Annotated in this window: 18 protein-coding genes and 1 tRNA gene; 8 read left to right on the plus strand and 11 right to left on the minus strand. The window is 72.1% G+C overall.

All coding sequences use genetic code 11. The annotated features are described in order from the left end of the window. Positions 1 to 180 precede the first annotated feature (180 nt). Positions 181 to 2,400 (plus strand): hypothetical protein, encoded by a 2,220-nt coding sequence (locus J2W45_RS07235; RefSeq protein ID WP_310130251.1) that lies wholly within the window; start codon positions 181 to 183, stop codon positions 2,398 to 2,400. On the opposite strand, the gene J2W45_RS07240 is transcribed toward J2W45_RS07235, so the two are convergent. Then, on the minus strand, positions 2,397 to 2,783 hold the full coding sequence (locus tag J2W45_RS07240; protein ID WP_310130252.1) for a YchJ family protein: 387 nt from the start codon (positions 2,781 to 2,783) through the stop codon (positions 2,397 to 2,399). The genes J2W45_RS07235 and J2W45_RS07240 overlap by 4 nt on opposite strands. Before the next feature lie 380 nt (positions 2,784 to 3,163). On the opposite strand from J2W45_RS07240, the gene J2W45_RS07245 reads away from it, so the two are divergent. Then, a tRNA-Leu gene (locus J2W45_RS07245) sits at positions 3,164 to 3,237 on the plus strand. A 215-nt stretch (positions 3,238 to 3,452) separates the two neighbouring features. On the opposite strand, the gene J2W45_RS07250 is transcribed toward J2W45_RS07245, so the two are convergent. The 7 genes from J2W45_RS07250 to hisS form a co-directional block, all read right to left on the minus strand. Further along, complete coding sequence (locus tag J2W45_RS07250) at positions 3,453 to 4,871, minus strand: NAD(P)/FAD-dependent oxidoreductase (RefSeq protein ID WP_310130254.1); 1,419 nt, start codon at positions 4,869 to 4,871, stop codon at positions 3,453 to 3,455. Positions 4,872 to 4,909: 38 nt separating this feature from the next. Next, on the minus strand, positions 4,910 to 6,298 hold the full coding sequence (locus J2W45_RS07255) for a S8 family serine peptidase (protein ID WP_396427076.1): 1,389 nt from the start codon (positions 6,296 to 6,298) through the stop codon (positions 4,910 to 4,912). 7 nt (positions 6,299 to 6,305) lie between these two features. Further along, positions 6,306 to 6,821 (minus strand): DUF501 domain-containing protein, encoded by a 516-nt coding sequence (locus J2W45_RS07260; RefSeq protein ID WP_310130255.1) that lies wholly within the window; start codon positions 6,819 to 6,821, stop codon positions 6,306 to 6,308. A 5-nt stretch (positions 6,822 to 6,826) separates the two neighbouring features. Beyond that, the gene (locus J2W45_RS07265) at positions 6,827 to 7,351 is read right to left on the minus strand and encodes an FtsB family cell division protein (protein WP_310130256.1); all 525 of its coding nucleotides are present in this window, start codon (positions 7,349 to 7,351) and stop codon (positions 6,827 to 6,829) included. A 109-nt stretch (positions 7,352 to 7,460) separates the two neighbouring features. Next, positions 7,461 to 7,706 carry a hypothetical protein gene (locus J2W45_RS07270; protein ID WP_310130257.1) on the minus strand — a complete coding sequence of 82 codons (246 nt, stop codon included), beginning with the start codon at positions 7,704 to 7,706 and terminating at the stop codon, positions 7,461 to 7,463. Between the two features lie 204 nt (positions 7,707 to 7,910). Beyond that, a complete protein-coding gene (gene eno, locus J2W45_RS07275; protein ID WP_310130259.1) occupies positions 7,911 to 9,191 on the minus strand; it encodes a phosphopyruvate hydratase in 1,281 nt (426 codons plus the stop codon). Positions 9,192 to 9,254: 63 nt separating this feature from the next. Beyond that, positions 9,255 to 10,547 (minus strand): histidine--tRNA ligase, encoded by a 1,293-nt coding sequence (hisS, locus tag J2W45_RS07280; RefSeq protein ID WP_310130261.1) that lies wholly within the window; start codon positions 10,545 to 10,547, stop codon positions 9,255 to 9,257. Positions 10,548 to 10,986: 439 nt separating this feature from the next. On the opposite strand from hisS, the gene J2W45_RS07285 reads away from it, so the two are divergent. The 4 genes from J2W45_RS07285 to J2W45_RS07300 are packed head-to-tail and all read left to right on the plus strand — an operon-like array spanning position 10,987 to position 15,034. Further along, positions 10,987 to 12,042, plus strand: coding sequence for an iron-siderophore ABC transporter substrate-binding protein (locus tag J2W45_RS07285; protein ID WP_310130262.1), 1,056 nt, complete (start codon positions 10,987 to 10,989; stop codon positions 12,040 to 12,042). 6 nt (positions 12,043 to 12,048) lie between these two features. Continuing rightward, positions 12,049 to 13,119, plus strand: a complete 1,071-nt coding sequence (locus J2W45_RS07290; protein WP_310130263.1) for a FecCD family ABC transporter permease — start codon at positions 12,049 to 12,051, stop codon at positions 13,117 to 13,119. After that, complete coding sequence (locus J2W45_RS07295) at positions 13,116 to 14,186, plus strand: FecCD family ABC transporter permease (protein ID WP_310130264.1); 1,071 nt, start codon at positions 13,116 to 13,118, stop codon at positions 14,184 to 14,186. Before J2W45_RS07290 ends, J2W45_RS07295 begins: the two co-directional genes overlap by 4 nt. A 2-nt stretch (positions 14,187 to 14,188) precedes the next feature. Next, a complete protein-coding gene (locus J2W45_RS07300; protein WP_310130267.1) occupies positions 14,189 to 15,034 on the plus strand; it encodes an ABC transporter ATP-binding protein in 846 nt (281 codons plus the stop codon). Between the two features lie 10 nt (positions 15,035 to 15,044). On the opposite strand, the gene J2W45_RS07305 is transcribed toward J2W45_RS07300, so the two are convergent. The 3 genes from J2W45_RS07305 to J2W45_RS07315 all read right to left on the minus strand — a co-directional run bounded on the left by J2W45_RS07305 (position 15,045) and on the right by J2W45_RS07315 (position 17,396). After that, positions 15,045 to 16,076 (minus strand): type II toxin-antitoxin system HipA family toxin, encoded by a 1,032-nt coding sequence (locus J2W45_RS07305; RefSeq protein ID WP_396427077.1) that lies wholly within the window; start codon positions 16,074 to 16,076, stop codon positions 15,045 to 15,047. A gap of 248 nt (positions 16,077 to 16,324) precedes the next feature. Further along, the gene (locus tag J2W45_RS07310; RefSeq protein WP_310130270.1) at positions 16,325 to 16,621 is read right to left on the minus strand and encodes a helix-turn-helix domain-containing protein; all 297 of its coding nucleotides are present in this window, start codon (positions 16,619 to 16,621) and stop codon (positions 16,325 to 16,327) included. Between the two features lie 76 nt (positions 16,622 to 16,697). After that, positions 16,698 to 17,396: a nucleoside triphosphate pyrophosphohydrolase gene (locus J2W45_RS07315; protein WP_310130273.1), complete on the minus strand. Its 699-nt coding sequence runs from the start codon at positions 17,394 to 17,396 to the stop codon at positions 16,698 to 16,700. Between the two features lie 110 nt (positions 17,397 to 17,506). Between J2W45_RS07315 and J2W45_RS07320 the strand changes: the two genes are divergently transcribed. Continuing rightward, the gene (locus J2W45_RS07320) at positions 17,507 to 18,703 is read left to right on the plus strand and encodes a Na+/H+ antiporter NhaA (protein WP_310130274.1); all 1,197 of its coding nucleotides are present in this window, start codon (positions 17,507 to 17,509) and stop codon (positions 18,701 to 18,703) included. An 87-nt stretch (positions 18,704 to 18,790) separates the two neighbouring features. After that, positions 18,791 to 19,582: a TIGR00266 family protein gene (locus J2W45_RS07325; protein WP_310130277.1), complete on the plus strand. Its 792-nt coding sequence runs from the start codon at positions 18,791 to 18,793 to the stop codon at positions 19,580 to 19,582. The last annotated feature ends 10 nt before the right edge of the window (positions 19,583 to 19,592 follow it).

The following is a 19,592-nucleotide window of genomic DNA, read 5'->3' on the forward strand; positions in this document are numbered from 1 at the left end:
AGGCTCTGCCGCGCCCCATCGCGCGGGAGAAAGTGGGACAGTCGTCCCAGATGTCAGTATGCCGCAAATTGTGTCGATGAGTTTGACACGCCCGGGCCGTACCCCCTGGAATGGGGTGGAATGCGGGGATTTACGAGCGACGTGTCACCACCAGTCCGGCCACGGGGGTCGAGCGGACTGGTGTCGTTCGCGACCGTCGCCGCGCTGGCGGCTCTGCTGTTCAGCGCCGCCGGACTGATCGGGGACGCGCCTCCCGCGACCGCGACTCCCGCCCCTCACACACCCCTCGCACCGCAGCACCTCGCGTCACCGTACGCCGCAGCACACGAAGCACCCGCCTCGGCGGCACCGCAGCCGCCCGCCGCAGCTCCCGCGGATACCCAACCGCCGTCGAGCACCCCCTCCCCGCCGCCCACACCGCAGCCGCTGAGGATGGACTCCCTCCCGACCGGGCTCGTCACCTCCTTCCCGCTCCCCGTCTCGGGCACCGCCACGCCCGGCGACGTGGTCGCGGTGTCCGCCGGCTCGACGCCGGGCGCCTCGGAGAGCTGCCAGGCGACCGTCGGAGACGACGGACGCTGGTCGTGTGGGCTCGCCTCGCTGCCGGACGGCGGCGGGGTGGCCGTGCGGGCCGAGGCGCGGTCGACCGGCGAGTCCACCGGTGACCGGGTGGATGTGCTGCACCCGCCGACGATCAGCGGCAGCGGGGTCGTCTCCACGTCCGGCGCCGTCCGCGGCACCGCCTTCCCCGGCGCGCGGGTAACCGTGACCGCCGAGACGGGTGCGAGCTGCACCTTCCCGGCGGACTCCAACGGCGCGTGGGGATGCGTGCTGAGCGGTTCCCTGCCCGACGGGCGGCACACCGTGTCGGCCACACAGGTCGCCGGCTTCTCCACCCAGCGCTCCGGCCGCAGCGCCGCCGTCCCGCTCGCCGTGGACCGCACCCCGCCCGGCGCCCCGAGCATCACCACTCCCGCGCCCGGCTCCTCCGCCGCTGCCGGCACGCCGGTCTCCTTCGGCGGGTCCGGCGAGTCCGGAGCACGCGTCACGCTCTACGCGCAGACACCCGGCGGCACCACCGTCGTCTGCAGCGCGCAGGTGGTGAGCGGCGCGTGGTCGTGCGCGGGCGTCCTCGACGGCGGCGCGTACACGGTGTCGGCCCTGCAACGTGACGCCGCGGGGAACGTCAGCCCGGGCAGCAACCCGGTCACCCTGACCGTCGCGGCCGCGGCCGGCGCTGCGGCCGCGCCGACGCCGTCTCCCACACGTACCCCGGCGCCGACCCCCACGCCGTCGGCTCCGGCGCCCGCCGCTCCGGGTGCCGCGCCGCCCACCGGCCCGGCCAGTCCCGGCACCCAGGAACGGTTCGACGCGCCGTTCACCACCGCGAGCGCACCCGTGGTGTCCGCGGCGGCACTGCCCGGGTGGATGCGGTCGGCCGGTCTCGCCGTCGCCGCCCTGCTGCTCCTCGTGCTGCCCGCGAGGCTGCTGGCCGCGGCCCTGGCCCGCGGCCGCGCCCAGCGCGAACGCCACGGCGCGCACCGCGGCGCGCTGTTCGGCCGCAACCGGCCGCGCTCGGACGTGTCGGAGGCATCCGCCCTGTTCGGTGAGGCCGGCGCGGCGCGAGCCGCCGAGAGCGACACCCCTGCTGTCTCGCGGTCGCAGCGCTTCTGGTCGATCGCGGCCACGGGGCTTGCGACGGTGCTGCTGGTGACCCTCTCCACGCCGGTCCCCGACGCGGGCACGTACCCGAGCGTCCTGGTCGCCGTCGCCCTCGCCGTCGCGGCCGTGAACGCCGTGTGGGTGCTCGCGGGTCGCGGTCTCGCGCCGCACTTACATCTCCATGTGCCGCACCTGGTGCTGCGGCCGGGCCTGCTCCTGGTGGTCGCGGTCGCGGCGATCGGATCGCGCGTCCTGGGCCTCTCCCCCGCGCTGCTGTTCGCCCTGGTCCTCGGGCTCGCCCTCGGACCGCACGCCGGACGGGTGCGGCGCGGACGCATCGCCGCCGTCCAGGTGTCCGCCGTCGCCGCGCTAGGCGTGCTCGCGTGGCTCGCAGTCGGTCTGCTGGGAGTCCCGTCCGACCCGGCGAGCGCGTTCGTCGTCGAACTCGTCAACGCCCTCGCCCTGACCGGCATCGGCTCGGCGGCAGTGATGCTGCTGCCGATCGGCGGCCTGGCCGGACGTGCGATCGCGCAGTGGTCGCGCTGGCTGTGGGCGGGGCTCAGCCTGGTGGTCTACACCGTGCTGTTCGCGCTGCTGCTGCCCGTGGCATCCCTCGTCGAGCGCGGGGTGGGCATCCTGGTCATCGTCGCGGTGGCCGTCGGCTTCGCGGCGACCAGCGTCGCGGTGTGGCTGTGGGAGCGGTACGTCGCGCCCGCGCTCGACCGCAGCGTGCCCTAGGCCCGGCGGTCGGCCGTGACCGCGTCCACGTAGAACCAGTCGCGGCCCTCGCGGACGAAGCGCGAGACCTCGTGGAGGCTCCCCCGCTCGGCGCCCTTGTAGTGCGCGACGAACTCGACCACACCGTCGGTGTCGAACGGTCCGCCGCGCTCCGTGCGCTCGATGTCGAGCCGGTACCAGCGGACGTCCGCGTCGAGCGTGAGCTCGGCGGGACGCGTCGAGGGATGCCAGCTGCGCAGCAGGTAGCCGGCGTCGCCGAGGGCGAACGCGCTGAACCGCGACCGCATCAGCCGCTCCGCGGTGGGAGCGGGCTCGCCGCGGTGCAGCGGGCCGCAGCACGCGTCGTAAGTCTCGCCGCTCAGGCAAGGACAGCGGGTGGTCACCCACCGAGCCTAGCCGCGCGTCGCGCCCGCTCAGGCCCCGGCTCCGGCCCCGGACATGGAGACCCGGCCGACGCCCACGTCGGGGGGATCCTGGGCGCCGGCCGGGTCGGGGACACCTCACCAGAAAGGGTGTCGGCCATCATTGTGGTCCCCGAAGGTGAGCGGGTTCTTCGGACGTCCTGAAGGTCTTCGCAGACGCGGGGGAATCGGGCGACGGTGTAGCGTTGAGCCCATGGAAGGTCTGCTCATCGGATTCATCTGGCTCGTCGTCGTGGTCGGAGGCGGCATCGCTGCTGCGGCGATCGTGCAGATGATCAGGTCCCCGTACCGCGACCGGTAGAGCACCTCCGCATCCGTCGCCCGACGCGGCCGCGGGCCACGCCCCCATAGCCCAATCGGTAGAGGCAGGCGACTTAAACTCGCCCGAGTGTGGGTTCGAGTCCCACTGGGGGTACTCCTTGGGGGCTTCGGCCGTGCTTCCGTCGGAAAAGACCCTCGAAATCTCCGACGCAGCGCTCTGCCGCGGGACTTTCGCGGCGCTTCCGGCCGGATCTCCGACGGACGATCGCAGATCTCCGACGATCGGTCGTGCCGCGACGGCACGAACCTGCCGCAGACGCACGAAGGCCCGGCCCCCTGAGGGGCCGGGCCTTCGACGCGGTCGGTGCGTTACTTCGCGGTGACCTCAGCGGGCTGCTTGGTCGCCGGCTCCGCCTTCTTGCGGGCGGGGGCCTTCTTCGCCGGCTCGGCCGGAGCGGCCTCGACGGCCGGCTTCGGGCGGGCGGCGAACTCCTCGAAGTTCGCGCGCGGGTTCTGGACGGCCTGCAGCGACACGATGTCGCGGTCGAGCCACAGGTTGTTCCACCAGCCCCAGATCACGCGGAACTTGCGCTCCCACGACGGCATCGCGAGGCCGTGGTAGCCACGGTGGGCCAGCCAGCCGAGAACGCCCTTGACGGCGATCTTGCCCGACTGGAGCACGCCGACGCCGACGCCGAGGCCGGCCACCGCGCCGAGGCTCTTGTGGTAGTACTGGCGCGGCAGCTCGCCGCGCAGCGAGGCGACGATGTTCTTCGCGAGCAGCTTGCCCTGACGCACCGCGTGCTGGGCGTTCGGCACGCAGTAGCCGCCCACGCCGCCGCCGGTCAGATCGGGGACGGCGGACACGTCGCCCGCGCCCCAGGCGTCCTCGATGATCTCGTCGTCCGTCCCGACGCGGAGGTCGGCGCGCACGCGCAGGCGGCCGCGCTCCTCGATCGGGAGGTCGGTGTGACGCACGATCTCCGGGTTCGCCATGACGCCGGCGGTCCAGACGATGAGGTCGGACTCGAAGCTCTCACCGGTGGACAGCTGGATGACGCCGTCGACCGCGCTCGAGAGCTGCGTGTCGAGGTGGATCTGCGCACCGCGCTCCGCCAGGTTCTTGATCACCCAGTGGCTGGTCGGGAGCGACACCTCCGGCATGATCCGGCCCATGGCCTCGATCAGGTGGAAGTGCGTGTCCTCGAAGGAGATCTCCGGGTAGCGCTTCAGCAGGGCGCTCGCGAAGGAGCGGAGCTCGGCGAAGATCTCGATGCCCGCGAAGCCGCCGCCGACGACGACGAAGGTGAGCAGACGGTCGCGCTCCGGGCCGGCCGGCATGCCCGCCGCCTTGTCGAAGTTGGTGAGAAGCCGGTCGCGGATGTACACGGCCTCCTCGATGTTCTTGAGGCCGACGGCCTGGTCGGCGACGCCCGGGATCGGGAACGTGCGCGACACGGCGCCGGCCGTGACCACGACGATGTCGTACTCGAACTCGTAGGATTCGCCCACCGGCGGCTGGATCGTGGCGACCTTGCGCGCGTGGTCGACGTAGGTGACCTTCGCGGTGATGATGTTGGTCGTCTTGAGGTGGCGGCGGTGCGCGACCACCGCGTGACGCGGCTCGATGGAGCCCGCCGCGACCTCCGGGAGGAACGGCTGGTACGTCATGTAGGGCAGGGGGTCGACCATGGTGACCTCGGCCTCGCCCGGGCGGAGCTGCTTCTCGAGCTTCCACGCGGTGTAGAAGCCGGCGTATCCGCCGCCGACGATCAGGATTTTGGGCACAGTGATGCGTCTCCTCAACACGAAAGTTTGGGCCTACATTACTCCCTGCTGCGCATCCGCCTGAAATGCAGCCACGCGCCGGTGCCGCCGAGGGCGACGAGGACGAGGAAGCCGGCGATCAAGGCGAATGGCAGCCAGAAAGCGGTGAGGACGCTCCATTGCGGCCAGAACATCTGACTCCATGGTACCGCGCGCTCGGGGGTCAGTTTCGCGGGCACCGGCGCAGCGCGAACATCCCCGCCCGCTGCCGGCGGCGCGGTGGCGGACGGCGACTGCGCCCGGCGGTGGATGCGGATCCAGTCCGCGAGGTCGCCCATCGGGTTCGCCGTGACGTGCGGGACCGTGGCGGTGACCGCCGCCGCCGCATCCAGCAGCCCGTAGCCGTAGATGGGGCTGGGCACCGCGCCGCCTGCGGGCCGAGCGGTGCGGATGATGCGCTCGATCACATCCGCCGCCTTCAGCTCGGGATGCGCGGCCCGCACCAGCGCGACCGCCCCGGCGACCAGAGGTGCCGCGCCGCTGGTGCCCGCCCACTGCACGTAGCCCCCGCCCGGGTTCGCCCCGACGAGCTGCTCGCTCGGCGCCGAGACGCCGATCGTGATGCCTTGCGCTGACGCATCGAAGCTCGCCCGCCCCGCGCGGTCGACGCCCGCGACGGTCAGCACGCCCGGGATGGTCGCGGGCGCGCCGACCTCGCTGGTGCCGCTCCCCCGGTTGCCCGCGGCGGCCACGATCACGACGTCGTGGGCGAAGGCGTACTGGAAGGCCTCGTCCCAGCTGGGCGGCCAGTCCAGGGTGTTGCGGGTCAGCGACATGTTGATGACCTTCGCGCCGTTGTCGACCGCCCAGTGGACGGCCTGAGCGATCTGCTCGTCGCTGCCCACCGGTCCCAGCGCCTTGCCGAGCGCGACGGACACCGCCAGCACGCCGGCCTCGGGCGCGGCGCCGAGCACACCGCTGTCCGGCCCGGTGCCGCGGCCGGCGAGCAGCGAGGCGACCCACGTGCCGTGGTTCGCGCTCTCCGCATCCCCCAGCGGCTTCTCGCCGTTCGCCGAGCCGACGCCCGACACGTCCGTGCCGCCGACGATCGCACCGGCGAGGTCGGGGACGGACCCGTCGACGCCCGTGTCGATGACGGCGACGGTCACCCCGGCGCCGCGCGTGGTGGCCCAGGCCTGCGAGAAGCCGTAGTCGTTCAGCCAGTACTCGAGGTCGCGGACCTGGTCGGCGTGCGCGGCGGTCGCGGGGACGACCGCACCTGCGAGGGCGACCGCGACGACGGCGACGGATGCGGTGAGCCGCGCCAGGCGCGCGCCGGACGTGCGCCGCGCGCCGGCAGCACGTCGCACACCGACGAGGCGTCGCAGACGCTCCGCACCGCGGTCGCGCATCCCCCCGCGGACCGCCGCCCCACCCCTGCGCGCCATGCGGAACCTACCCCGCGACGTCGATGCGGCACTCGCACACCGCGGGCGACCATCCGCCGCGGGCGAGCGCGAGGTCGCCGATCGGGTTGACGCCGGGTCCGGCGGCCAGCGCGTGGGCCGCGAGCGCGTGCAGGCACTTGACGCGGGACGGCATCCCGCCGGCGGAGATGCCGGAGATCTCGTCGACGACGGCGATCGACTCGCGGTCGGCGAGGTACTGCTCGTGCGCCTCCCGGTACTGCGCGGCGACCTCCTCGTCGTCCGCGAGCAGGTCGTTGTACTCGTTCATCACCTGGGTCGCCTCGAGCGCCGACATCGCGGCGGTCGCGGCCGGATGCGTCAGGTAGTAGAAGGTCGGGAACGGCGTCCCGTCGTCGAGCCGCGGGGCCGTCGAGACGACGGTCGGGCGGCCGCACACGCAGCGCGCGGCGATGCCGACGACGTTGCGGGCCGGGCGGCCGAGCTGCTCGGAGACCACGGCGATGTCGTCGTCGGTCACGGGATCGAAGGGCGGTCGGGTCATGCGGGTCACTTCTTCGGTGCGGGGGTGGGAGTCGGGGTGGGCGACGTGGGCGCTCCGCCCAGCTGCTGCGGGGTCGCCTCGGTGAGGCCGGCGCCCATGAACGAGCCGAACAGCGAGCTCACCCAGTCGGTGCGCGTCTTCTGCAGCCGCGAGCTGACGGGGGTCGCGTCCTGCTTCGCCGCCGGCGGCCGGTCGTCGATGACCAGGTAGCTGACCTCGCCGGGCATCACGTAGTAGAGCCGGTCGCGAGCCTGAGCGCGCAGGTAGCTGGGGTCGTTCCAGCGGGCGCGCTGGTCCTTCAGCGTGTTCACCTGGGTGGCGAGCTGGTCGACCGCGTGCTGCTGGTCGGAGATCTGCTGGCGCTGGGCGAGGAACGCCTGCACGGTGGGCGCGAGGATGACGACGGCCAGCACGAGCACGCCCATCATGACGAGCGAGAACGCCGAGAAGTGCAGCTGGCGGAGCCACCGTCCGGTGCCGGTGGGCCGGGACATGCGCACCGGGACGCGGCGCGTGCGCGGCTTCGGCATGGGCCCTCCCGGTCTCGGATCGCGGCGTCGGACGGAGCCGGTCGGCCCCCTCCCATCGTAGGCGACGGATCCTCCCGCGGCGGCGGCGCGTCGGGGTGTCGGGATGCGCTCAGCCGCCGCCCAGCAGGGCGACCAGCCGCACGACGCCCAGCGCGAGCAGCACCGCCGCACCGACGGCGAACACGGCCCCGAGAGTGCGGGCATCGCGCGCCCGGAAGCGCGTGCGCGCATCCTGATCGGCGAAGAACGCCGCCGCCCGCCCGGGCCGCATCAGCAGGAACACCCCCAGCACGGCGAACAGCCCCGCGAGCGCGAGGAACAGCACCAGGGGGACGACCTCGGACTCCGTCCTCATGCGAGCACCGCGCCCGCTACGTCCTCGATCTCCGGCACCTCAGCACCATACCGCCCGCGTGCCGTCGGTCGGCGAGTCGTGAGTGGATGTCCGAATTCCCCGCGAATGGTGAGTACATGTCGCAACTCGGCACGCGACGGCATCCCCGAGACGCGGAACGGCCCCCGGGGGAACCCGGGGGCCGTTCGCGGCGCGCGGGGTGCGTTACGCGGTGAAGCGCGGGAAGGCGCTGCGGCCGGCGTAGACGGCGGCGTCGCCCAGCTCCTCCTCGATGCGGAGCAGCTGGTTGTACTTGGCGACGCGCTCCGAGCGGGCGGGGGCGCCCGTCTTGATCTGGCCGGCGTTGGTGGCGACCGCCAGGTCGGCGATCGTGGTGTCCTCGGTCTCGCCGGAGCGGTGCGACAGCACGGCGGTCATGCCGCTGCGCTGGGCGAGGGACACGGCGTCGAGCGTCTCGGTGAGGGTGCCGATCTGGTTCACCTTGACCAGGATGCTGTTGCCGGCGTGGCGGGCGATGCCGTCGGCGAGGCGCTTCGGGTTGGTGACGAACAGGTCGTCGCCGACCAGCTGCAGCTTGGTGCCGAGCTCGGCGGTGAGGTGCGTCCAGCCCTCCCAGTCGTCCTCGGCCAGCGGGTCCTCGATGGAGACCAGCGGGTAGTTGGCGGCGAGCTCCTGGTAGTAGGCGCTCATCTCGGCGGAGCTGCGGTCCTGGCCCTCGAAGCGGTACACGCCGTTCTCGAAGAACTCGGTGCTCGCGACGTCGAGGCCGAGGGCGATGTCGCGGCCGACGGTGAAGCCGGCCTGCTCGATCGCCTCGGAGATCAGGTCGAGCGCGGCGCGGTTGTGCTCGAGCTCGGGGGCGAAGCCGCCCTCGTCGCCCAGGCCGGTGTTGAGGCCCTTCGACTTCAGCAGCGACTTGAGCGAGTGGTAGGTCTCGACGCCCCAGCGGAGGCCCTCGGAGTACGTCTCGGCGCCCAGCGGCAGCACCATGAACTCCTGGATGTCGACGCCGGTGTCGGCGTGCGCGCCGCCGTTGATGATGTTCATCATCGGGACCGGGAGGATGTGCGCGTTCGGGCCGCCGACGTAGCGGAACAGCGGCAGGTCGGCCGAGTCGGCCGCCGCCTTCGCGACCGCGAGGCTGACGCCGAGGATGGCGTTCGCGCCGACGCGCTTCTTGTTCTCGGTGCCGTCGAGGTCGATGAGGGCCTCGTCGACCAGGCGCTGCTCGGAGGCCTCGAAGCCCTCGATCGCAGGTCCGAGCTCGTCGAGCACCGCATCCACGGCCTTGAGCACGCCCTTGCCCTGGTAGCGCCCCTTGTCGCCGTCTCGCAGCTCGTAGGCCTCGAACGCCCCGGTGGACGCGCCGGACGGGACGGCGGCACGGCTGACCGTGCCGTCCTCGAGGAGCACCTCGACCTCGACGGTCGGGTTCCCGCGCGAGTCCAAGATCTCGCGAGCGCCTACAGCTTCGATTGCAGCCACAACTGTCTCCTTGCGTGGTTTTTGTGGGATTCCGAGGTCAGTCTAGTGAGGCCGGGTGGCGCGCTACGCCAGCGGCTTGAGCTCGAGCGCCGAGGCGTCCGCGGTGTCCGGGTTCACGAACGCGAAGGAGCGGAAGCCGGAGGCGGCCGCGCGGTCGAGCACGCCCTTGAGGTTCTTCGCGCGCCGGTCGAGGCGGACGCGGCTCCCCCGGGCGACCAGTTCGGACTTGATCGCGACCAGGCGATCGAGCGGGACGGCGGGGTCGTAGACGAGCACGACGGACTCCGACGAGGCGTCCTCGGGAAGCTCGATGAGGTCGACGACCCGCTCGAAGCCGATCGAGAACCCGGCGGCCGGGACATCGGTGCCGAGGAAGCGGCCGATCATGCCGTCGTAGCGTCCGCCGCCGCCGACCGAGCTGCCCGAGCCGGGGTGCGAGATCTCGAAGATGGTCCCGGTGTAGTAGCCCATCCCGCGGACGAGCGTCGGGTCGAACCGCAGGCTGACGCCCGGCGGCAGGGTGTCGAGCGCGTGGGCGAGCGCCTCCAGGTCGGCCACCGCATCCGTGTCGAGCCCCTCGGGCAGGATGCCGGTGATCGCCTCGACCGTGAGCTCCACACCCCCGTCGGCCAGGTGCGGCTCGAGCTTGGCGAGCAGCCCGCCGAGCACGGCCGCGGCGTCGGCGCCGCCCTCCGCGAGCTCGGCGACCACGCCCTCCGCGCCGATCTTGTCGAGTTTGTCGATCGAGATCAGCACCTGGGGCCAGCGAGCCTCGTCGAAGCCGCAGTACTCCAGCAGCCCGTTCAGGATGCGGCGGTCGTTGATCCGGATCGTGCAGTCGCTGAGGCCCAGCGCCTCCAGGGCGGCCGCCGTCGCGGTGATGAGCTCGACCTCGGCCAGCTGCGAGCCCTCGCCGATGATGTCGATGTCGCACTGCACGAACTGGCGGTAGCGGCCTTTCTGCGGTCGCTCCGCGCGCCAGACGGGGGCGATCTGGATGCTGCGGAACACCGGCGGCAGCTCCGCACGGTGCGAGGCGTAGAACCGCGCGAGCGGGACGGTGAGGTCGAACCGCAGGCCCAGGTCGGACAGGCTGAGCAGGTCGCCCGACTCCATCGCCGCCGAGAGGTCGTCGCCGTCGAGGCCGCGCTTCAGGATGCTGAACGACAGCTTCTCGTTGTCGCCGCCGAGCCCCGAGTGGAGGCGCTCCACGTCCTCCACGACGGGCGTCTCGATCTCGTCGAAGCCGTGGGCGGCGAAGCTGCGGCGGATCACCCCGAGGGCATGCTCGCGGCGGGCCTTCTCGGCGGGGAGGAAGTCGCGCATGCCGCGGGGCGGGGTGATCGGTAAGGCCATGCTCTGATTCTTCCATGTCGGCTCCCTGCACACCTCCCGGGGGGATCGCGGTGGCTCGGCCGACGCGCGTAAACTGCGGGCGTTGCCACCCTGATGCCGCTCCGCGCGCGCGGCTCGGTGGTGTCCTCCACGGGGAGGACCTGGCATGAGTCGCATCCGTCCGACCACGGCGCCTGCTCGCTGCCAGACAGTAGAGGCCGACAACGCGTCCGTCGGGACCAGGAGCGCGCCGCCACCCGGCGTCTCACCCGAATGGCGAATGGACACCCCCACCGCGGACGCGCTGCCGGCCCCGCCCCCCGCCCTCGGCGCTGCCCACTCGGCGCTCCGGATCGGCATGTTGACCGATCGGCGTATTAGGTTAGGCTTGCCTAAGACGGGCGCCCCTCCCCGAGGCGGCCGCCCGCATCCTCCCCCACCCTCCGAACCGAGGAGAGCCATGCTCCCAGCACGCCCTGCCCGCGCCCGACGGTCCCGTCTCGTCACCATCGCCTCTGCCCTCGTCGCCTCCGCGGCGCTCGTGCTCACCGGCTGCAGCGCCGGCGGCTCCGGCGCTGAGAGCACGGCCGGCGGCGGCGACGGCGCCTTCCCGGTGACGGTGAAGAGCGCCCTCGGGTCCGCGACCATCGACGCGAAGCCGAAGCGGATCGCGACCTGGGGCTGGGGTGCGCAGGACATCGTGCTCGCGCTGGGCATCGTCCCGGTCGCCATGCCGAGCTTCAGCTACGGCGGCGACGCGGACGGCGTGCTCCCCTGGGACGCGGACCGCATCAAGGAGCTCGGCGGGAAGACCCCGCAGATCCTCGACGCCGACACCGGCGAGGTGCCGTTCGAGCAGTTCGTCACGGCGAAGCCGGACGTCATCCTGGCGCCGTACTCCGGTCTCACCGAGACCGAGTACGACACCCTGAGCAAGATCGCCCCGGTCGTCGCCTACCCGGAGAAGCCGTGGGCGACCAGCTGGCGTGACCAGACGGCCATCGTCGGCAAGGCGCTCGGGATGACGAAGCAGGCGGACGCGCTGGTCGCCAAGACCGAGGACTCGGTCTCCGCCCTGGCCGCGAAGTACCCCGTGCTGAAGGACAAGACGTTCTTCTACGCCGCGGCCAACGAGCCCGGCAAGCTCAACGTGTACCGCGCGGAGGACCCGCGGGTGCAGCTGCTGAACGACCTCGGGCTGAAGAACTCCCCGAGCATCGCGTCCCTCGACGCGTCGAAGGGCGACGGCAGCTTCTTCTACCAGCTCAGCAACGAGAACCTGTCGAAGATCGACACCGACCTCCTGGTGATGTACTTCGACAAGCAGTCCTCGGTGGACGCGTTCACCTCCGACCCGCTCGTCGCCGCGATGCCCGCCATCAAGGAGAGACGCTTCGCCCCGATCGTCGGCGAGTCGTTCGTCGCCGCCACGAGCGCGCCGAGCGTGCTCAGCATCCCGTGGATGCTCGACCGCTACGTGCCCCAGCTGGCCGCCGCCGCGGACAAGGTGAAGTAAGGCACGATGCCGTCGAGCACCGTCGCCCCGGACGCCGGGCGCATCGGGGAGGGCCGCACGGCCGCCCCGATCGCCCGGCGCCGCCGGCGTCTGCTGCTGGGGTTCGCGGGCGCCGCCCTGCTGCTCGTCGTCCTCTCGGTGCTGAGCCTGATGGTCGGCGCACGCACGATCGCACCCGCCGACGTCCTGCACGCTCTGACCCACTACTCCCGGTCGGACCCGAACGCGCTGGTCGTCGTCGACAGCCGGCTGCCCCGCACGCTGCTCGGCATCGCCGCCGGCCTCGGGCTGGGACTCGCGGGCACCGTCATGCAGGGACTGTCGCGCAACCCGCTCGCCGACCCCGGCATCCTGGGCGTCAACTTCGGGGCGTCGCTGGCGGTCGTCGTGGCGATCGCGTTCCTCGGCGTGACCGCTCCCTCCGGTTACATCTGGTTCGCCTTCGCGGGGGCGGCCCTCGCGTCCGCCCTCGTCTACGCCGTGTCGTCGCTCGGGCGCGAGGGGGCGACGCCGGTGAAGCTGGCGCTCGCTGGCGCCGCCGTCTCCGCGGCCCTCGGGTCCCTGATCACCGCGGTGGAGCTGACCAGCCGCGTCTCCCTGGACGCGATGCGGTTCTGGCAGGTCGGCTCGCTCGCGGGACGGGGGTTCGGTGTCCTGCTGCAGGTGCTCCCCACGCTGGCTCTCGGCGCGGTGATCGCCCTCGCCCTGGGGCGTCTGCTCAACGGACTCGCGCTCGGCGACGACGTCGCGCGCGGGCTCGGCCAGCGGGTCGGCGTCAGCCGCGGCCTGAGCGGCGTCGCCGTCGTGCTGCTCTGCGGGTCCGCGACGGCGGCGGTCGGGCCGATCGCCTTCGCCGGGCTGATCGTGCCGCACATCGCGCGCCGGGTCGTCGGCGCCGACTACCGCTGGATCCTCGCCTACTCCGCGTTGCTCGCGCCGTCACTGCTGCTCGGCTGCGACATCATCGGTCGCGTCGTCGCGCCTCCCGGCGAGCTGCAGGTGGGCGTCGTGCTGGCCTTCGTCGGCGCACCCGTCTTCATCGCGCTGGTCCGCCGTCGCCGGACGGTGGCCCTGTGACCGGCGGCCGCTCCTCCGTGATCGCGGGGAGCGCCCGCCCGCTCGTCGCGGCCGTGCGCGCCGACCGTCGCGCGGGCCGGTCACGAATCGTGCGGGTCTCGGTGGTGCTCGCGGTCGCCGTGGTGGTCGTCGCAGCGGTGTCGCTGACGCTCGGCGCGGCCTCCGTCGCACCGCTCGACGTGCTGGCGGCCCTGGTCGGGCGAGCCGACCGCCTGACGTCCTTCGTCATCCTGGACCTTCGGCTGCCACGGCTGGTGGCCGGTGCGCTGGTCGGCGCCTGCCTCGGCCTGTCCGGGGCGCTCATCCAGTCGGTGGCGCGCAACCCGCTGGCGAGCCCGGACATCATCGGCATCACCGCCGGGGCGAGCGCGACCGGCTCGATCGCGCTGATCTGGTTCGGGCTGACCGGACTGGCACTCTCCGGCATCGTGCTCGCGGGAACGCTGGCCGCGGCCGCCGTGATCTATGCGCTCGCCTGGCGCCGCGGGGTCAGCGGCTACCGCTTCGTGCTGATCGGGATCGGCATCGCCGCGTTCTGCGGCGGCATCGTCTCGTACGTGCTCACCCGCGGGGACATCTCCGATGTGCAGCAGGCGCTGGTGTGGATCACCGGCAGCCTGAACTCGGTCGATCCGTCCGCGCTGCTCGTGCTCGCCGTCGGCACCGTCGTGCTCGTCCCGTGCGCGCTGGCCGTCGGGCGTCCGCTCGGGGCGCTCTCGCTGGGCGACGACCTCGCGGCCGGGCTCGGGGTGCGCCCCGAGCCCACCCGGCTCGCCGTCGTCGCGGTGGCCGTCGCGCTGGCGGCGATCGCCGTCGCGGTGGCCGGCCCGGTCTCGTTCGTCGCGTTCCTCGCGGCGCCGATCGCCCGGCGGCTCGTCGGGCGCGGGTCGCTCGCGCTGGTGCCGTCGGCGCTGCTCGGTGCGCTCATCCTCGTCGTGTCCGACATCGCGGCCCAGTTCGCGATCCCGGGCGTGGTGCTGCCGGTCGGTGTCGTCACCGGCATCGTCGGGGCGCCGTATCTTCTCTGGCTGCTCGCCAGGACCAACAGTGTGGGCCGGGGAGGCTGACCATGACATCCCAAACACCGAGATCGCCGTCACCGACATCGCCGTCACCGACGTCGCCGACGCCGGAGCTGGCCGCCCGCGGGCTCACGCTCGCCTACGACGGCCGGGTCATCGTGGACGGCCTGGACCTGGAGGTGCCGGCCGGTCGGGTGACCGCCATCGTCGGCCCGAACGCCTGCGGCAAGTCGACCCTGCTCCGGGGCCTGTCACGCCTGCTGGCGCCCACCGGCGGCACCGTCCTCCTGGACGGCTCCGACATCCAGGCGCTGCCGACCAAGCGCGTCGCTCAGCGGCTCGGGCTGCTGCCGCAGACGCCCAGCGCGCCGGACGGCATCACCGTCGCGGACCTCGTCTCCCGCGGCCGCTACCCGCATCAGGGCTGGTTCCGCCGCTGGACGGCGGAGGACGACGAGGCGGTCGCCGAGGCGATGACGGCGACCGGCGTGGCCGAGCTGGCCGAACGTCCGGTCGACGAGCTCTCCGGCGGCCAGCGGCAGCGGGTGTGGATCGCGATGGCGCTGGCCCAGCGGACGGACATCCTGCTGCTGGACGAGCCGACCACGTTCCTCGACCTCAGCCACCAGCTGGAGGTGCTCGACCTGCTGCTCGACCTCAACGCGGCGCGCGGCACGACCGTGGTGATGGTGCTGCACGACCTCAACCTGGCCGCCCGCTACGCCGGGCACCTGGTCGCGATGCGCCAGGGCGAGATCGTCGCCGCGGGCGACCCGGCCGCGGTCGTCACGGCCGACCTCGTCCGCGACGTGTTCGGCGTGGAGGCGGTGGTCGCCGACGACCCCGTCACCGGGACGCCGCTGGTGGTCCCGCTGGGGCGGCACCACCGGTAGGCGGGGATTCCTACCGCGCTCGTGCTCTCTCCCTCGGCGTGGAGGCATCCGCAAGCGCTGCGAGCCCTGCCACGAAGGTGCTCTCGAAGCGGCTGATCTCGGACCGGTGAATACCGTTCCGGGTGGCGACGTCCTGCCACCCGGCAAGAACACTCGCCGCGCGCGCGATGTCTTCGGCGGCCTGTGCATCGGAGAGCCGGCAGGCTCGTGCGAGCTCCCGTAACCCGTCCGCCTCGTCGGACACGTCGCCCGCGCCCGCGATCGTCGTCTGCCGGAGATCAGGATCCGGGTTCGGATTGACGTCGAAGGCAGGCGACAGCGTCCACCCCGCGCGATCGCGGAGGAAGCCGTGATTCCGCAGATGGTCGTCGGTGTTGTGCAGACCGACGCTGACCGCGACGCGGCGGAAGAGCTGCCGGGCGTCGTCCTTCGGCCGGGCACTGACCTCTTCCAGACGCTCGGCGATGTCGACGTAGTCCGCCGAATCGCCGTCGTGATGCTCGAGAAGGGTCATCGCGCTGATGTAGCCGATCCTGCCCGGCGCAGCTTTCCCTGTTCCGCCGGCCCGGTCGAACCGGTCGAGCAGGAGGACGTGACGGCCCTCCACGCGGATCAGCCGGTGAGACGCGGTGCGGACGCCTGACTGCTCGGCGAGGTCGAGCGCTGTCGCTTCCCAGGCCATCGCATCCCACTCGTCCGACTGGTGCGGGAACTTGGCGATCAGTTGACGCCCATCGTCTCCGAGGACCACGGCCTTCGGGCGCGCCCCGCCGAGCGAGCCGGTTCCCGCGTCCAGCAGCTCCTTGACCGCCGCGAAGTCGTCGTCGCGCGCGGCGGCATCCGCGGCACGCAGCAGTTCAGGGAGGCGGACGAGTCTGGGAACGGTGTGGCCGGGGTCGAGGAAGGGCGCCGTCGCGTCGGCACGAAAGCGCAGTGCGCCCTGCCGGGAGACGTCGCTGACGCCGGTCAGGAAGTCGACATCATCGAGCTCCCGCGGTCGTCGGGCCTCACGCAGAGCCAGTGCACGCTCGCGCTTCGCCATGAGGTTGCGGCCCCAGCGGTCGGGGGCGGAGTCGGCGAACGCTCCGGGCAGGCCGGAGACGTGCTGCGTGCCGGAGACCAGCTCGAACGCAGGATCGATCGCGTAGGCATCCGGATGTGCTAGATAGTCCACCTCGTACTGGAAGGTCGTCGCCGTCAGGGTGCCGCGACCGCGGTGAAACTGCGCCCTTCCGACAGCGACGGTGGTCCCTCCCAGTTCCAGGTGCACCTGCAGTGCGTCGTATCGATTCACCGCACACGCTGCCGATCGATCAGCGCTGCGCGGGCACGACCCAGGTCGGTGTTCAGCGGGTCGAGGGCGTTCGTCAGAGTCTCCAGGATCCCGAGAGCACGCGCCACGCGGAGCACGACGTGGAAGCCGACTGTCGGATCGCCGTGCTCGAGCTTTCGGAGAGAGTCACGGGAGATATCGGCGCGCTCGGCCACCTGCTGGGTGGTGAGCCCGAGAATCTTGCGCCAGGCCGCCAGGTCGTCACCGATCTCTCCGGCAGCGCGAATAACCTTCGCCGGCAGTTCCCCCGACATGTCCCACCCCCTTTATGACGAGCATGTCCGTCAGTATAGGGGTTAGTGACGATTATGTTCGCCTTTAAAGGTACGCTCACGCGCTCTCGCGCGTCGCGGCCTCCTGGTCGCGGATCTCGCCCTGCAGGTCGCGGAGGGTCGAGCGGAGGGCGCGCTCCGCATCCAGCCCCTGCGCCTTGGCCGAGGCGACGATCGCGAGGAGCAGCGGGCCGAGCTCGTCCTCGCTGCCGACCTGGACGCCGCCCTGCTCCTGCAGGTCGAGCAGACCGACCTTCTCGGCGCGGCCGAGCAGCTTGTCGGCGAGGGCGAGCGAGGGCATGCCCTGGGGGATCCCGTCGAGCACGCTCGTGCGGCCGGGCTTCTCCTGCTTCTTCAGCTCGTCCCAGAAGCCGACCACGTCGTCGGCGGTCTCGGCCGTTCGCGCGTCGGCGGCGGCGCGGTCGCCGAAGACGTGCGGGTGGCGGCCGACCATCTTCGCCGTCATGTGCGCCGCCACATCCTGGATGTCGAAGTCCTCGCCCGGCGTGTGCGCGGCGATGTCCGCGTGGAACAGCACCTGGTAGAGCACGTCCCCGAGCTCTTCGAGGAGCTCGTCGCGGTCGCCGGTCTCGATGGCGTCGATGAGCTCGTACGTCTCCTCGATCAGGTACTGCACCAGCGACTCGTGGGTCTGGTCGGCGTCCCACGGGCATCCACCCGGGGCTCGCAGCCGGGCCATCACCGCGACCAGCTCATCGAGCTTCGTCGCGGCCTCGGGGACCACTGTCTCGCCCATCCGGATCTCCTCGCTCTACGATGCATCCATCCTGCCACCGGCTAGACTCGTCTGCGGTGTGCCGGGAAGTCTGGTCGGCGTCGAGTCCGTGACCCCAGATTGGTGATTCCATGAGCATCATCCGCTCCGAGCGCACCGCCGCCGGCCTCCTGCTGGGCGCCGCCGCCCTCGGTCTCCTCCTCGCCAACACGCCGGTCGGGCCGACGCTGGTCGACATCCAGCACGCGTACCTCGGCGGCGGCTTCCTCAAGATCAGCGTGGGCCACGCGATCAGCGACGGACTGCTCGCGATCTTCTTCTTCATCGTCGCGGTCGAGCTCAAGCACGAGCTGGTCGCGGGCGAGCTGAACAGCGTGCAGAAGGCCATCCATCCGGCCATCGCGGCGGTCGCGGGCGTCATCGTGCCGGCCGGTCTGTACCTCGCACTCACCGTCGGCTCCGGCGTGCAGCAGGGCTGGCCGATCCCGACCGCCACCGACATCGCCTTCGCGCTGGGCGTGCTGGCCGTGTTCGGGCGCGGGCTGCCGAACCGGCTGCGGGTCTTCCTGCTCGCCCTCGCCGTGCTCGACGACCTGATCGCCATCCTGATCATCGCGGTGTTCTTCACCACCGACCCGAACCTGTGGGAGCTCGCGCTCGCGGCGGTCACCGTCGTCCTGTTCGGGGCCCTCAGCCGGATGCTGCGCGGACGGCTGCGCTGGCCGCTCGGTGTCCTCATGGTGCTGCTCGCGGCCCTCACGTGGTGGCTGGTGTACGACTCGGGCGTACACGCCACGATCGCGGGCGTCGCACTGGGGCTCGCGATGGCGCGGCAGCCCGCGGGACGCGTCACGCACGCGCTCGAGCCGTGGTCGAACGGGGTTATCTTGCCGCTGTTCGCGTTCTCGGCGGCGCTCGTCGTCATCCCGCAGGTGTCGCCCTCGCAGCTCTCCCCCGCGTTCTGGGCGATCCTCATCGCCCTGCCGGTCGGCAAGGTGGTCGGCATCACGCTCGGTGGATGGCTCGGGTCGTTCACGAAGAAGGGGCCCGAGCGCGGTCGCATCTCGGTGTTCGGGCTGCTGACGATCTCGGCGCTCGGCGGCATCGGGTTCACGGTGTCTCTGCTCATGAACGAGCTCGCCTTCGCCGGCGCCGAGGAGGTGCGCGCCGAGGGGACCCTCGCCGTGCTCCTCGGATCGGCGGTGTCGATCGTGCTGGCGGCCATCCTGGTCAGCCTGCTCGCCCGGCGCAACCGGCGGCTGCACCCGCACCCCCACCCGACCGGCCACGGCACGGCCGCCGCGGAGGTCGGCGCGGCCGGACACTGAGCGCGTTCCCGCGTCCGAAGGTGCCCGATCGGGTGCGCCTGTGACCGCAATCAGACGGCGGCACGCGCGATTCCGTACCCTCCACCCATGTCTGAATTCACGATCCTCCCCGACGTCGGCCGCGCCGGCACCTTCGACTACCGCGTGGACTACCGCCCCGCCTTCTCGATGGCGACCCTCGACCTCGCGCCCGGACAGACCGTGGCGACGCAAGCGGGCGCCATGGTGTCCATGTCGCCGTCCGTCGAGCTCTCGTCGCAACTCGAAGGCGGCGTCCTCGGCGCCGTGAAGCGCTCGGTCGCAGGGCGCTCGGCGTTCGTCTCCCGCTTCACGGCGACTGCCGGCGCGGGCGAGCTGACCCTGGCGCCGTCCGCGCCGGGCGACCTGGTGCCGCTCCACCTCGAGAACGGCACCTACAACATCGCGGCCGCCAGCTACCTCGCAAGCGAGCCGTCGCTGGAGATCGACACCAAGTGGGGCGGCCTGAGCGGCTTCTTCGGCAGCGACAGCCTGTTCATCATGCGCGTCTCCGGACAGGGCGTGCTGCTGCTCACCGCCTTCGGCTCCCTCCACGAGAAGGTGCTGCAGCCGGGCGAGCGGTACATCATCGACACGGGACACGTCGTGGCCTGGGACTCGAGCATGGATGTGCGCATCCAGAAGGCGACGAAGAGCCTGTTCCGGTCGTTCACGTCGGGCGAGATGCTGGTCGCCGAGTTCACCGGTCCGGGCACCGTGCTCATGCAGACCCGCAACCTCCAGGCCTTCGTCGGCGCGATGGGGCCGTTCATGAACGCCGGCGCCGGAGCCGGAGGAGGCGCGGCCGGAGTCGTCGGCGCGGGCGTTGCGGGCGGCCTGATCGGCGGCCTGCTCTCCTGACCGATCGGCG

The sequence above is a fragment of the Leifsonia shinshuensis genome (assembly GCF_031456835.1).
GTDB lineage: Bacteria > Actinomycetota > Actinomycetes > Actinomycetales > Microbacteriaceae > Leifsonia > Leifsonia shinshuensis_C.

What these genes read in the sequence shown, in the direction of transcription:
- J2W45_RS07255 (WP_396427076.1), bottom strand. Translation starts at nt 6,298, where the DNA reads ATGGCGCGCAGGGGTGGGGCGGCGGTCCGCGGGGGGATGCGCGACCGC.
- J2W45_RS07260 (WP_310130255.1), bottom strand. Translation starts at nt 6,821, where the DNA reads ATGACCCGACCGCCCTTCGATCCCGTGACCGACGACGACATCGCCGTG.
- J2W45_RS07265 (WP_310130256.1), bottom strand. Translation starts at nt 7,351, where the DNA reads ATGCCGAAGCCGCGCACGCGCCGCGTCCCGGTGCGCATGTCCCGGCCC.
- J2W45_RS07270 (WP_310130257.1), bottom strand. Translation starts at nt 7,706, where the DNA reads ATGAGGACGGAGTCCGAGGTCGTCCCCCTGGTGCTGTTCCTCGCGCTC.
- hisS (WP_310130261.1), bottom strand. Translation starts at nt 10,547, where the DNA reads ATGGCCTTACCGATCACCCCGCCCCGCGGCATGCGCGACTTCCTCCCC.
- J2W45_RS07285 (WP_310130262.1), top strand. Translation starts at nt 10,987, where the DNA reads ATGCTCCCAGCACGCCCTGCCCGCGCCCGACGGTCCCGTCTCGTCACC.
- J2W45_RS07290 (WP_310130263.1), top strand. Translation starts at nt 12,049, where the DNA reads ATGCCGTCGAGCACCGTCGCCCCGGACGCCGGGCGCATCGGGGAGGGC.
- J2W45_RS07300 (WP_310130267.1), top strand. Translation starts at nt 14,189, where the DNA reads ATGACATCCCAAACACCGAGATCGCCGTCACCGACATCGCCGTCACCG.
- J2W45_RS07305 (WP_396427077.1), bottom strand. Translation starts at nt 16,076, where the DNA reads ATGGCGAAGCGCGAGCGTGCACTGGCTCTGCGTGAGGCCCGACGACCG.
- J2W45_RS07310 (WP_310130270.1), bottom strand. Translation starts at nt 16,621, where the DNA reads ATGTCGGGGGAACTGCCGGCGAAGGTTATTCGCGCTGCCGGAGAGATC.
- J2W45_RS07315 (WP_310130273.1), bottom strand. Translation starts at nt 17,396, where the DNA reads ATGGGCGAGACAGTGGTCCCCGAGGCCGCGACGAAGCTCGATGAGCTG.
- J2W45_RS07320 (WP_310130274.1), top strand. Translation starts at nt 17,507, where the DNA reads ATGAGCATCATCCGCTCCGAGCGCACCGCCGCCGGCCTCCTGCTGGGC.
- J2W45_RS07325 (WP_310130277.1), top strand. Translation starts at nt 18,791, where the DNA reads ATGTCTGAATTCACGATCCTCCCCGACGTCGGCCGCGCCGGCACCTTC.